Origin of the sequence: Pseudalkalibacillus salsuginis (assembly GCF_021646685.1) — a bacterium.
In the GTDB taxonomy this organism is placed as follows: Bacteria; Bacillota; Bacilli; order Bacillales; family Fictibacillaceae; genus Pseudalkalibacillus; species Pseudalkalibacillus salsuginis.
The window spans coordinates 96061-109513 of the sequence record NZ_JAKJHW010000007.1; the positions used below are offsets into that span (position 1 = coordinate 96061).

Genomic DNA, 13453 nt, shown 5'->3' on the forward strand with positions numbered 1-13453 from the left:
TGTCACAACCTCTCTTCTACTCTTTTTGGCAGCTTCACATCTGCTTGATAATCCAATTCTGCCTCTTGCCATATTGGAATAGGTACGACACCATGAGCAGCATCTGTATACCCGTGGATGCGATTGCTTGACGCTACAAAACGTTGCCTCTTCCGCATCTTCATAAGTCTTTCCTCAGCTAAAGGTTCACGTTTCTCCGTGATGCTGTCGAATTCCTGGATCATTTGCCCTGTTTGGAACGCCTGCTGATCGAGGAAATGAATTTCATTCTCCCGGAGGCCGAGATATAACAGATCGCCGGTTTGCAAATAGAGGATGCCTCCCCGATCGATCGCTTCCGGTGTCATATGACCGATGGCAGCTCCAAATGTCGCGCCTGAGTAACGTCCATCGCTGATGACAGTCACGAGCCGCTTTAGTTTGCGGCTTGCGTTGATATGCTGCATAGGCGTAAACATTTCCGGCATTCCGAAAGCAATCGGTCCTTGGCCAGAAATGACAACCGCAATTTTCAAAATTTGATGCTCAACCATCGCATCAAACAGAGCTTCGTATTCAGTGTCTTTCATTTCATCAAAAAAGTCAGGGCTGTTGTGCTTGACCATTTGTTGAAGACTCTCATGGGAAAAGGTCCGTTCCTGTTTCAGTTTGTCGACCAGGCCGGAGTCCAACAGGTGGTTGTTCGCTTCTTCCTCATTCTCGAAATAAAGGACAAAAGCCACCTTCTTATCAAAACCATCTAATTGCGGCGTTGCCATCCCGCTGATCTTGACAACTGCTGATTCAAAGAAATTCCCTTTCAAGACGTCTACACCACTGAAACGTCTTCGAGGCTTAGAAACGATGACCGGGTTTTCCGATACTGTCGCAGCAGGAAGCCCTTTCTTGTTCTCCAACCGCTCCCGCCAGGTTGTCCCCGTTACTGTAGGGGCATCAACATCCATCGGAACGCCATTTTCCAAGAGTTCATAGAATAAGGTTTCCATCCCTCTGCTATCTCCAGCACAGCACTGTATCGCAAGCGAGAAGATATCCCGATCCTCTGTGAGGCTATAATTGAACAGGTCTGGGATCGGGTGCTCATGATGGATTTCATCCAAATCTGCCAGACTGAATTTATAGCCGCCATATAACATTCCTGCAACCATGTGCATCATGAGATTTGTCGATCCGCCCGAAGCGCTATGTATCCTGATGGCATTCTTGATATTTGCTGCCATGATATTCGCGGCTCCGTAAACAGGATCATTGATCATCCCTTGCAAGTCATCCAATGATTCATTTACTTGTTCCTTTGTCGGCGGAGCGGTGAGGAGCTCTAATGTTGGATGGACAAGCCCCATGCCTGCAACAAGGTGTCTGGAACTGTTCCCAGTCCCATTGAAGGCACATACCCCGCCTTGCCCGTCACAAGTGGCTACTGCCAGCCGTTTTTCATAATCCTTTTGTCGTTCATGGGTGATGATCCCTCTTTCAACGGCTCGGCTCAATACTCCTTGAAACGCTGTGTTCGATGTACACTGGAGAATATAGGCCATTGCGTCCCTGATGTCGTTTGCAATATCGGCTTCCCCGTCCAATTCTGCCTGATCGGCCAAATCCGTCAGTTCCTGGTAGAGATCTTCTGGAATCGTTCCTCCTTGTAATACATGGGCCGGAGCGAATGTCGCAAAAAATGGGGCTTCACCTCTGAACTGGCGGATCCGATCCATCTGGGCCACTGCACTGACCACACCAAGTGGTTGTTTATCGCACCCCTGGATGACGAAAGCACCATGATAGCTATGTGCTTCCAATTGATTAACGACCATCTGTGCGACGGCATTACGACTTTGGAGAGAATAGCTCATCCCCTGATTGCTTTGAGCGGTACCGTCACACATGACGGGTGTGGAGAAATAGAATGGGACTCCTCCATTCTCCCAGATACGCAAGGCCGCGAAAGAAGAAGTTTGATAGTCCATAATGTGGGCCGGGTGATCCGGTGATCCCCCAATAATGGCGATCCTTGGCGCGTTTTCTTCAAGGCGGTTATAGATTTCTTCCAAGCTCCAATCCACTTCTCCATTATAGTTGGATCCAGCAATCTGTTTTGCACGGTCCAATATTCCGGCAACAGTGATCGGTTCATTGGCTTTGCCTTGGACATTGTCCCGGTAAGGATTTACGCTATTTTCAATAAAAGGGTATTGGGAAGCCATAAGTCCCCTCCTCATGTTTGTTTATTCGTTTATTCATAACGTCAAAGTTCCATAGATACAGGGTCTGAAAGTATCTTCAATTGATCATTCTGTTCCGCTTCTTCTATCAGGCTTTCTGAAATCCAGATTTCCTTCAGGTCTAGCGTGTTTTGAATCCGTACAAGCCTGACTTTGGATAGATCGAAGGCATTGCACGTCTTGATTCCCGCTTTGATTGCAAGCTCCTCTGTTTCCAGGAACATCGGAAACTTGACGGTTTCCACTACTGTACTTGTCAGGGCGTTCGTATACCCTTTTTCCATAATTGTCTGTTCAAATGCTTTTTTCGTGGTGATATCAGCGAGCCCGATCCCATTGGCATTCCCGCCAGTCTTCTCAGTCAACCGTAAGACGACAACACGTTTCGCATTTGCACCTCCGGTTGCATAAGGAGTGGCAAACCGCCCGCTGATGTTCGGGTCCATTCCATCGCCTGAAATATCTTTACCTAGCTCTTCAACGACCAGGACGTCGATCGGATCGATCAGTATCTTCGGCATCAGACGTTTTGCTTCCAATAATAAACCAGGTTCTCTATCAATCAATGATTCTGCCGGTATCACTTCGATTTGAGCAGGGCGGTCATAAGCATTTTCAATCGTACCCAAGCCGAAAATGATCGGTGTTTTCTTCAGCGCCACTTTGGCCATTTCCGGCACATGTTCGCCCATGTACTTGAATCCGAAAGAATGGGCTGCTTCTGCTCCTTTTTGTTTCCCTAGGCCAATCGTGATCATTTTCAATAGTCCGCTTTCCACTTCTCCACGGAAAGCAGTATGTGGTTTGATCCGATTGATCACGATAACTTTATCAGCTTGGTAAGCCGATCGATCCGTATAGATGGGGAGGCCATTCGGCAGTTGTCCGATCTGTTCGACTTCCATACTCGAATGAATCGGGGCACCGACCCATTCTTCCGTAACACCCAGGTCCTCCAGCACTCTCTTCTGTCCTTCGGGAGTAGCCCCGCCATGGCTTCCCATGGCAGGAACAATGAAAGGATCTCCTCCTGATGCCCGTACTGCCCGGACCATTTCCCTCGTAAGAATCGGGATATCAGCTACTCCTCTGCTGCCGACTGCAATCGCTACCCGGTCTCTTGCTTCAATCCTTTCCAGGACGCCCGATTGATGCAATCTTTTATGGACTTCCCGCACAACATCTTCAATTTCCGGAGCATCGAACGTTTGTCTTACCTTGACCATCCGAGGAATTGGTACAGGTTGAAGGAGTTCATCGATTACTTTCACAGATGTTGCCTCCCAGATTTATTGACGTAATTCTTCTAATTGTTCGGTCATTTGATTGAATAGGTCTTCCCCGAATTGTTTAGCGAATTTATCTATGACCGGTTGGATCTGTTCCTGAACCTTTTCCTTTTCTTCATTGCTGAATTCGTTCACGTTCATTCCCTGGTCTTTCAAATTTTGGAGTGATTCTTCATTCGCTTTACGGTTGATTTCCCTGTTATATTTGCCTGCTTCAACTGCTGCATCTTTCATGATCTTCTTCTCTTCATCTGATAATTTATCCCAGAAAGTTTTACTCATCAAAAATACGAATGGGGTATAAACATGATTGGTTACAGATAAATAATCTTGTACTTCATAGAACTTATTCGATTCGATGGTGGCAAGCGGGTTTTCCTGTCCATCAACCGTTTTGCTTTCTAAAGCGGTGAACACTTCTGAAAACGCCATCGGTGTAGGGTTGGCACCCATTTTTTGAAAGGCTTCCAAATGGACCTCATTTTGCATCGTCCGTATTTTTAAACCTTTAAAATCCTCTGCAGTTTCAATTGGATGTTTACTATTCGTGATATTCCTGAATCCATTCTCCCAATAAGTCAATCCCACCAGATTATGTTCAGGGAGTTTTTCCAAGACAGCTTGTCCAACTTCCCCATCCAGTACAGCATCTGCCTCTTCTTCAGAGTTGAACAAGAATGGAAAATCGAAGAGTCCGAATTCTTTTACCATACCGACTAGCGGTGAGGTTGAAGGAATGGTCACTTCTTGCGTACCAGATTTCAATGCTTCTGTCATCTGCAAGTCATCCCCTAATTGTGAGGCAAAGTAGGTTTGAACTTTGATTTTGCCATCGGTCTTTTCCTCAACGATTTCCTTGAATTTCATCAAGGCTTGCCCCTCAGGATGATCTTCGTTCAACCCGATCCCTGCCTTAATCGTCCGTTCCTGGATACCACTTTCACCTCCAGAAACGGATTGCCCCGCACTACAAGCCCCAAGTATCAAAAGACTGGCACTTAATAAACCTACCATCGTTCTTTTCCAATTTTTCATTGTCCTTCCCCCCTTAAAATGAATTGACATTTGTCATATATTGCTCGCTCCATTCCGCTTCCTCAAGCTGAAGGAGATCTTTCATACTCTTATTGACCAGGTATTTCGGATACCGATTATGCAGCAAAACATCCTTAACACCAAGCACAGCCTTTTGCCTCATCTCCTTTTCCGCCTCTTCTGAATACCAGGCAACGTGCGGAGTAAAAATCACATTTTCCATCGCCAACAAAGGGTGATTCCGTGGAATAGGCTCTTGTTCAACCACATCGAGTGCAGCCCCAGCAATACGCTTATCTTCAAGCGCTTTGATTAAAGCGCTTTCATCGATGACCGGGCCTCTTGACGTATTGATGATAAAGGCATGCTCTTTCATTGACCGGAATTGCTTTTCCCCGATCATCCCTTTTGTAGTGTCCGTCAAAGGTACATGTACTGAGACGATATCAGACAGACTGCATAATTCATCCAGGCTGATAAGGGTTACACCTTTTTCCCTACCCACCTCTTCGGGGCAATATGGATCAAAGGCTACAACAGAAAGACCGAATGGTTTCACCTTCTCTGCGAGCGCCTGCGGGATCTTTCCAAACCCTATCAACCCCAGTGTCCTGCCTCTTAGACGATGAATGGGACGGGTGACTTTGAAATCCCACTTGCCGGATTTGACAGTTTGATCCGCCAGTATGATTTTCCGGGCCCAACTCAGTAACAAAGCAAAGGTATGGTCCGATACTTCATCTATACAATAATCAGGTACGTTTGCGATACATATCCTTCTTTCAGTAGCGGCAGCCACATCAATGGTATTCACGCCGACCCCATAACGGGTGATGACCTTGCATTTTTCCAATCCTTCAAGGACACGTTTAGACATGGGAGCATACTGATTGATCAGAGCATCCGCATCTCTGCAGGCTTCAATCACTTCCTCTTCCGTCCGGCATTGTGCACCGACGAGCTCGAACCTTTCTTCTTCCAAAACGGAACGCTCATATCCTAGGTCTTCAAATTCCCAATCTGTGACAACCACTTTCCATTTTTCCACTGTATCCTCTCCTTCTCTGACTGCTTTTACTTATTATCTACATTAACCACTCAAGCGGCACCGTCACGAGTGAAGGGAAGAGAATCAGTAAAAACAGGACGATGACATGGACGAGTAAGAATGGCCATATCCCCCTTGCCAGCTCAACAATCGATATCTTACTAATTCCACATCCTACATAAAGGACTGTTCCTACCGGCGGTGTAATCAAGCCGATACATAGATTGATGACCATCACGATGCCGAAATAGACAGGATCGATGCCAGCTAGCTTGATGACTGGAATCAACACTGGGGTGAAAATCAGAATGGCCGGTGTCAAATCCATGACAAGTCCGATGGCTAAAACCAGTATTGTAATGACAATCATCAGTAGCATCGGCTTGTCGATAAGCGGCCCTAACATCGTTGCCATATCTGCCGGGACCTGTGCCACCGTGATTAACCAGGCAGACACCATTGCCGCTGCCGCCACAAACATGACCACACTTGTTGTTTTAGCTGATGTAACAAGGACTTCATAAAGATGTTCGATTTTCAACTCCCGATAGACGAAGAACCCGACGAAAATAGCATAAAAGACTGCTACCACCGAAGCTTCAGTAGGCGTGAAAATCCCTCCACGGATTCCACCGATGATGATGATTGGGAGCATAAGTGCCCAGCTTGTCTGTTTTGTCAAATACCAGACTTCTTTCAGTGATTTACGGGGGGGTAATTCAGTCTTGTCCCTCCTTGATACCAACGTCCATACGATGACAAGGCCAAGAGCCATCATGATACCAGGTGCAATTCCACCCATGAATAGCCGTGTAATCGAAACACCACTTACAACACCAAAGATGATCATCGGAATACTTGGCGGAATAACTGGGGCGATGATTCCTGCAGAAGCGATCAACCCCGTCGATCTTGCTTTGTCATAACCCTTTGAAAGCATCATCGGGATCAGAATCGCCCCAAGAGCTGCTGTATCCGCAACGGCTGATCCGGATAGTCCAGCGAACAACACACTCGCAAGAATTGCTACATACCCTAACCCGCCGCGGATATGTCCAACCAATGACATGGCGAATGATACAACCCTTTTTGAAATACCACCTGCATTCATCAACTCACCGGCTAAGATGAAAAATGGAATAGCCATCAATGCGAAGTTATTGGCTCCATTGATCAAATTTTGAGCAATAATCTGACTATCGAACATTCCTAACAAAATCATCAGGGCTATCCCGCTGAGAAGCAGTGAAAAAGCGATAGGTACACCAAGAGCTAGTGCGCCGAATAACGAACCGAGGAAAACACCAAGTGCCATTTCTCCCTCCCCCTTCTAAATGTTCTGAACTTTGACTGATGGTTCTTCTGGAACATCATTTTTATGATCAGGAACCATTGATAGATTGCCAGACTTGCTAGAACGTTTGAAGGCGACCAATAGATTCCGTATAACAATCAATGCCATGCTTACACTCGTGATGACTCCGACTCCATAGACGAATCCGAGCGGGAGTTTAGTCGCCGGAGCGAGACTTCCCATGTTAAGCAACGTCATTCGCAGACTGCCATTGAACAACAGCCATAATACATAGAGTACAAGTAAGTTGCTGAGGACAAAAACGACTTTCTTCAACGGTTTAGGCAATAGATTTGTAACCAGATCCATCCCGAGATGCATGTTATCTTTAAAAGCAGCAATCGCCCCAAGGAAAACGAGCCATACGAAGAGAAAACGCGACATCTCTTCCGACCAGGTGATCCCTGAATTGAATGCGTATCTTAAGACAACGTTCCCAAAAACGAGAATAGCCATGAACGTCAAAGCCAATGCAATCAGGATATTCAATGTTTGATTTATGATCTTAATCAGCATTTGCACGTGAATCACCCCTTTTTAGTTTGCTTGTTCTTTGATACGTTCCACGATGTCCTCCGCCCAAGGGAATTTTTCATAATAGCTTTCATATAAAGGCTCCGTCGCCTCTTCCATTTCTTTTTGGAATTCTTTACTTGGTGTGATAAATTCAATCCCTTTGTCTTCAAGAAACTTCTTGTCTTCTTCATAGCTTTTCTGCATCAATTCAAATTCATAGTCCGCTGATTTTTGAGCCGCTTCCTGGACTACCTTTTGTTGGTCCTCACTTAACCCTTCCCAAACTTTGCTGTTGATGATGTATAAGTTCGGACTGAACATGTGGCGGGATTCAAGGACATAATCCTGGACTTCATACCAACCAGATGCCCGGAGCGTAGCAATCGGGTTATCCTGGCCGTCGACAACATTCTGTTCCAAAGCGGTGAAAACTTCTGAAATCGGCATTGGACTGACCGTAGCGCCAAGTGCTTTCCCAAGATCGATGTAATGTTCGATGTTTGGCATCCTGAGTCTCAAATCCTTAAAATCCTCTACCGATGCTAATTCCTTGTTACTTGAGAACATCCTGAACCCGTTTGCACTCCATGCAAGTGGATGTACGCCATGCTTTTCTTCTAGGTCTTCCAACAATTCATCGCCGATCGGACCATTTAATACGTTCTTCGCATGTTCATAGTCTTTGAACAAAAACGGCCATTCCGTGACCCCGAGCTTTTCGATCGATGACTGCATGATCATTCCTGGGATGCCCATCTCAATCGTACCGTTACGGACTCCATCGTAAAATTCCTGCTCAGCACCCAACTGGCTGTTGTCATAGATTTCAACCTTCAAGGTACCTTCGGACCCTTCCTCTACCAATGGCTTGAATTTTTCTCTCAAGGCAACGTTTTGCGGATGTTCAGAAGCAAAATAGTTCGCTACCTTCAGGGTTTGGGTATTGTCTCCACCCGCTTCCCCCAGTCCAGTTGCATTACAACCTGCGAGTAACAGCGAGGCAGACAGCAAGACCAAACAAAGAAACACCCAGCATTTTTTCATACAACTTGCCTCCTCCATATTTGTTTTATAATATAAAACCTTGTTCTGTAATAAGGGGATAAATCATATGTAAGCGCAACCAATTTTGGTCTGATTGTTTTACATTATAAAACTCAGTTTTATATACCTGTGCAAATAATGTTATGAAACTGGATTGAAGTTGTCAATACATTATTTAAAATATTTCCACAATTCATAAAAATGGGACTTTTGATATAAATTTCTCAGCAAAAGAAATAGAGGCCCACTCTTGGACCTCCATTTTTCGGCTATTCAAAATATTTTACTGATAATGATACGCCGTTTTCAAAAGAGACTGTGCTTTCTCTTTTACGGTAAAATAGACTTCCTCAAAAGGAATCCCGTATTGCATGGCCGCTTTTCGGATATCCTCATATTCGGGGGAAACCTGATAAATTTTATGATTCTTATAACCTACTTTTACTGAAATATTCCCAAAACTGGTCTCCACTACTTCTATACGACGTTCCAAGGCAATTCGGTTCCATAAAGTTTTTCTTATCCCGAACGTTGACGTTTCATGTAATAAGATTTCTTCCAAACTATCAGAATGGCTTGGACTAGCTAAAACTGTCACCAATGTACCCGGACGATTCTTCTTCATTTGGACAGGTGTATAATAGGCATCCAGTGCGCCTGATTCAAACAATTTTTCCATTACATAACCAAACGTCTCGCCAGTCATATCGTCGATTTGGCACTCGAGGACTTCAATCGGTTCCCTATCCTGTTCAACCAATCGTTCTTCAAATAAAATGGCCCGTAAGACATTCGGATGGTCAAAGTTTTTCTTACCTGCTCCATATCCAATACGTTCCATTGTAATTGCAGGAATCTGTCCGAATTCTGATGCGAGGGCTTTCAAAAAACCTGCTCCTGTAGGTGTAGTCAGCTCTGCTTCAACATGGAAGTCAGCAAGAGGAATGCCTTTTAAGATTTCAGCGGTTGCAGGCGCAGGAATAGGATATAGCCCATGTGCCATTTGCACCTTCCCATATCCCGTTGGTACAGGAGAAGCGATTATTCTTTCAACATTGAGGTTTTCCAAACCAAGGCATACACCGATCACATCAATGATTGAATCCATCGACCCCACTTCATGGAAATGGACATCAGCCGGATCCATTCCGTGTATTTTTCCTTCCGCTAGAGCAATTACTTCAAATACTGCTTTACTTCGCTCCTTTACACGTACTGGCAGGTCACTATGTTCGATCATTTCGAGGATGGTCGCCGCCTTCCGATGTTCATGATGGTGTGAATCATCCCTATGATGATGTTCATCGTGTTCATGGTGATGATGGCTACCTATCGAATTGAACAATTCCAGCACCAACTCCTTGGATGCGATTCCCTTCTTGTCGACCTGTTTCACGCCTAATTTGAAGGGATCAATCGGCAGTTTTTCCAGTTCCTCAGTAATATATTGGATATCAGCACCTAGATCAATCAGTGCGGTCAATGTCATGTCACCAGAGATCCCTGATTGACAATCAAGATATAGACATTTCATTGTCTACCCCCTCTGTCGCAAGCTGCAGAATTAGTGCCGCCTGGTAGGCAGCCCCGAAACCATTGTCGATATTGACCACACTCATACCAGACGCACAAGAAGTCAACATCCCCAATAATGGTGTCAAACCTTCCAAATGAGCGCCATAACCGACAGAAGTCGGAACCGCAATGACGGGACGACGCACCAATCCACCCACCACACTTGGCAAGGCTCCCTCCATACCTGCAACCACGATAAGGACACTTGCTTTTGTAATCTCCTCCCGATAGGCAAGCAGGCGATCGATCCCTGCAACTCCTACATCATAAAGCCTTTTTACTTTACAGCCCATCCATTCTGCTGTCACCGCAGCTTCTTCCGCAACGGACAAGTCTGAAGTGCCCGCACATAGAACCATGACTTCTCCCCTGTAAAATTGGGAGGAAACACCATGACGTAAGATCCGTGAAACCTCGTCATATTCAGCTGAAGGAAATTGGGGCAGCAATTCCTCCGCTTTCTCCTCTGATAATCTCGTCACCATCACCTTTCCATGATGCGCTATCAACCTCCCCATGATTTGAGAAATCTGCCCTCCCGTTTTCCCCTCACCGTAAATGACCTCTGGGAAACCAGTACGCTTCTCTCGATCTATATCTACTTTACTGAATCCTAAATCTTCAAAATTATCCATTCGATCACCTGCAGTCTCTATTAGTTAGGTGTTAATTTTTAAAGATAATTACTTTTAGCTAACTTCTCGACATCCCCATGGGAAAAGGCATCCCGGCAATATCCCGTAGGATCGTACCGACACCCAACAAACTGATGTAAACCAACGAATAAGAGCTCTTGTTTTGTCTGACCTTGAATGCTTTACTTGCTGAAAATGATGTTAATCCCAGATAAATCAACATCAAGCCGACTATGATTTCAAAAGTTACCTCCCAGGCCTTGGAATTCTCGTATTCGTCACCGATAAAAGTAAAAATACGAACAACAACGTCAACGTATGTCCGATACCCCAGTACAAACCAAGATAACTGTATTTCAATGATGACTTATGTTTTCCCACCATCGTGGGTACTGCGATGACATGGTCTGGCTCAATGCTTGCTTGAAACCGACCAAGAATCCGATTCCTAATAAGGCTGCCATTTCTTCCACTACACCTGCCCCACTTCTGTTCCAAGAACCTTATTCATACTTCCGCTTTTGTACCCGGTCAAGTCCATTGTTACATATGCGTAACCGATCTCTTTCAACTTCACTTCAACTTCTTGATGATGGTTCAATAATTGTTCCATGGAGTCTGGCTCTACTTCAATCCTGGCGATATCACCATGAGTCCGGACACGAACCTGCCGGATCCCTATTCTGCGTATCACTTTTTCCGACTCATCTACCATTCTCAATTTATCGATCGTGATCTTTTCCCCGTAGGCGATCCTTGATGAAAGACACGCAAACGATGGCTTGTCCCAGGTTGGAAGCCCCATTTGCTGTGAAAGCTCACGTATTTCACTTTTATACAAACCCGCCTCCTGGAGGGGGCCTCTCACACTATATTCTTTCGCCGCTTTCGTACCAGGCCGGTGCTCGCCAAGATCATCTGCGATAAGACCGAAAGCAATATTTCGGTAGTTCTTCGCCTTCATGATCGGAATAAGATGTTCGAACAAGCTTTTCTTACAGAAGTAGCACCGATTCGGTGTATTCTCCGAATACCCTGGAATCTCCAGTTCTGACGTTTCAATCACTTCATGTTTCGATCCTAACAAAGCAGCCAGTTTCTTTGCTTCTTCCAATTCCTCAAATGGGTAGGTTTCACTATCTGCTGTCACCGCAAGTACTTTTTCTTCGCCAAGTGTATCAATGGCTGTTTTCAATAAAAAAGTACTGTCAACCCCTCCCGAAAATGCAATGACAACGGTTTCCATTTCTCGTAATAAGTATTGAAGTCTTTGATACTTTTCCAGCATCCCATTCATCCTTTGTTGACTAGATTTTGGTTACGTTTAAATTCATCCTACTTATTAGTTTGAAATTATACCTAATATTTTGATAATTTGAAATAGTTCCTTTCACATTTATGGTGTTTATAGGTACCTGTTTCTAATTTTTTATTTCTTCGTTTCCCATTTGTTCTTTCTAATTCCCTATTTTTTGTTCTGCCTCTACAATGTTTTTAGATACTCATTTACTTATTCTAATAACAAATGATGATGCAGAAGCAATTGAAGAACTTTCCGATGTATTGGAAATAATTCATTTTTGGTAAAAGATTCACGGCATAAGCATCAAAGACGTTGAAGAGGTTAGGAGGAAAAAAATTCCTTAAGCGTAGAGGATTTTATGAAAGGTTGTACTTAATTGACGTAGAGCGACGAAAGTAAAAATTCTTTGATTTCTAATTAGGTAAACGGGGTCATTTCAGGAGTTACCGTGAAGCCTGGTCCTTTTTTCCTCAGTTCTTTGACATACATTTGTTTATCAAGTTTTTTAAATTTACACTTTGTACCACTTTGTTCTATTAACGTTCTTGGTCGAAGTCCAATTTGGGCGGAGCGGGTATTCGCTGGTTGTGCGATGTTTTTTTGCATTCTTATAGTACAAGTTGTATAGCCATTTTAATTATTCGTTTGAAATTATAAATGGCGGTTGGATTATACGCTGTGCTTATCAGTCAGGAGCTCATCAAGGGCCACTTGGTTAAATCCCTTAATGATCAGCCAGAGGGCCATTGCCATCTCCTGCACGGCCAATGGTATATACAAAATATCAAGGTGAAGGTTTAATCCAAATAACTTTAATAAGTCGACAGCCACATAGATAACCGCTCCGATCAAGCCCCATCCGGACAACCAACGAGGGATAAGTTTGGTGAGATAGAAGAGGGTGTATAACAACATTGCCCCGATGATAAAAACAATAGTCAAAACGGGGCTCATGATGTCATTAGCCTGAAGCAGGACATTGCCAATAACCTGTAAAGAAGCCGCTTCTGCCCCAGCGGCCGTGAATTCTTTGCTGAACACGCCTAACAATAACCAACTGACTACCATTAAGATATATGTGCTTCCCTCTAGTGGACCTCGGAAAACAACCATCCCTAGTGCCAGGGCTTCATTCTTTTTTTTAAAGAGTGGGTACAGGAAAATAGGCATCGCCGTTAACGAAAGCCCCATCAAGAGCACGAAAAATGCGCCCAGGTTAAGCTGCGACGGATTAGCGGCAATTCTGGTTAGAAAATCCTCTCCAGCAAGCAGATTCCTGGTAACAACCAGGCTTAAAATCCCCGATACCGTTCCGATGATGTACAGGACACCTACGATCACTGCAGTCATTCTGTAAGGTTTCATTTTTTTATTCTCCTTGGTTTTTTATGTTGTTTCAGTATATCGGCTGCTCTCATTTTGACATGCGAAATCT

Annotated in this window: 11 protein-coding genes; all 11 read right to left on the reverse strand. The window is 44.5% G+C overall.

Features of this window, described 5'->3' with window-relative positions; genetic code table 11:
- Positions 1-2: 2 nt before the first annotated feature.
- Positions 3-2201 (reverse strand): dihydroxy-acid dehydratase domain-containing protein, encoded by a 2199-nt coding sequence (locus L1611_RS16550; RefSeq protein ID WP_236314827.1) that lies wholly within the window; start codon positions 2199-2201, stop codon positions 3-5.
- 41 nt (positions 2202-2242) lie between these two features.
- Complete coding sequence (locus L1611_RS16555; RefSeq protein ID WP_236314828.1) at positions 2243-3490, reverse strand: nickel pincer cofactor-dependent isomerase, group 22; 1248 nt, start codon at positions 3488-3490, stop codon at positions 2243-2245.
- A gap of 18 nt (positions 3491-3508) precedes the next feature.
- Positions 3509-4543, reverse strand: coding sequence for a TRAP transporter substrate-binding protein (locus L1611_RS16560; RefSeq protein ID WP_236314829.1), 1035 nt, complete (start codon positions 4541-4543; stop codon positions 3509-3511).
- A gap of 13 nt (positions 4544-4556) precedes the next feature.
- Positions 4557-5591, reverse strand: coding sequence for a C-terminal binding protein (locus tag L1611_RS16565; protein WP_236314830.1), 1035 nt, complete (start codon positions 5589-5591; stop codon positions 4557-4559).
- Positions 5592-5628: 37 nt separating this feature from the next.
- A complete protein-coding gene (locus tag L1611_RS16570; protein ID WP_236314831.1) occupies positions 5629-6906 on the reverse strand; it encodes a TRAP transporter large permease in 1278 nt (425 codons plus the stop codon).
- Positions 6907-6921: 15 nt separating this feature from the next.
- Entirely contained in the window at positions 6922-7461 is a 540-nt protein-coding gene (locus L1611_RS16575) for a TRAP transporter small permease (protein ID WP_236314957.1), read from the reverse strand.
- 21 nt (positions 7462-7482) lie between these two features.
- Positions 7483-8505, reverse strand: coding sequence for a TRAP transporter substrate-binding protein (locus L1611_RS16580; RefSeq protein WP_236314832.1), 1023 nt, complete (start codon positions 8503-8505; stop codon positions 7483-7485).
- Between the two features lie 283 nt (positions 8506-8788).
- On the reverse strand, positions 8789-10039 hold the full coding sequence (gene larC, locus L1611_RS16585) for a nickel pincer cofactor biosynthesis protein LarC (RefSeq protein ID WP_236314833.1): 1251 nt from the start codon (positions 10037-10039) through the stop codon (positions 8789-8791).
- Entirely contained in the window at positions 10020-10715 is a 696-nt protein-coding gene (gene larB / locus L1611_RS16590) for a nickel pincer cofactor biosynthesis protein LarB (protein ID WP_236314834.1), read from the reverse strand. Before larB ends, larC begins: the two co-directional genes overlap by 20 nt.
- Before the next feature lie 472 nt (positions 10716-11187).
- Positions 11188-12003 carry an ATP-dependent sacrificial sulfur transferase LarE gene (gene larE, locus L1611_RS16595; protein WP_236314835.1) on the reverse strand — a complete coding sequence of 272 codons (816 nt, stop codon included), beginning with the start codon at positions 12001-12003 and terminating at the stop codon, positions 11188-11190.
- Between the two features lie 684 nt (positions 12004-12687).
- Entirely contained in the window at positions 12688-13383 is a 696-nt protein-coding gene (locus tag L1611_RS16600) for a DUF4386 domain-containing protein (RefSeq protein WP_236314836.1), read from the reverse strand.
- Positions 13384-13453: the final 70 nt, after the last annotated feature.

What these genes read in the sequence shown, in the direction of transcription:
- L1611_RS16550 (WP_236314827.1), bottom strand. Translation starts at nt 2,201, where the DNA reads ATGGCTTCCCAATACCCTTTTATTGAAAATAGCGTAAATCCTTACCGG.
- L1611_RS16560 (WP_236314829.1), bottom strand. Translation starts at nt 4,543, where the DNA reads ATGAAAAATTGGAAAAGAACGATGGTAGGTTTATTAAGTGCCAGTCTT.
- L1611_RS16570 (WP_236314831.1), bottom strand. Translation starts at nt 6,906, where the DNA reads ATGGCACTTGGTGTTTTCCTCGGTTCGTTATTCGGCGCACTAGCTCTT.
- L1611_RS16575 (WP_236314957.1), bottom strand. Translation starts at nt 7,461, where the DNA reads ATGCTGATTAAGATCATAAATCAAACATTGAATATCCTGATTGCATTG.
- L1611_RS16580 (WP_236314832.1), bottom strand. Translation starts at nt 8,505, where the DNA reads ATGAAAAAATGCTGGGTGTTTCTTTGTTTGGTCTTGCTGTCTGCCTCG.
- larC (WP_236314833.1), bottom strand. Translation starts at nt 10,039, where the DNA reads ATGAAATGTCTATATCTTGATTGTCAATCAGGGATCTCTGGTGACATG.
- larB (WP_236314834.1), bottom strand. Translation starts at nt 10,715, where the DNA reads ATGGATAATTTTGAAGATTTAGGATTCAGTAAAGTAGATATAGATCGA.
- larE (WP_236314835.1), bottom strand. Translation starts at nt 12,003, where the DNA reads ATGCTGGAAAAGTATCAAAGACTTCAATACTTATTACGAGAAATGGAA.
- L1611_RS16600 (WP_236314836.1), bottom strand. Translation starts at nt 13,383, where the DNA reads ATGAAACCTTACAGAATGACTGCAGTGATCGTAGGTGTCCTGTACATC.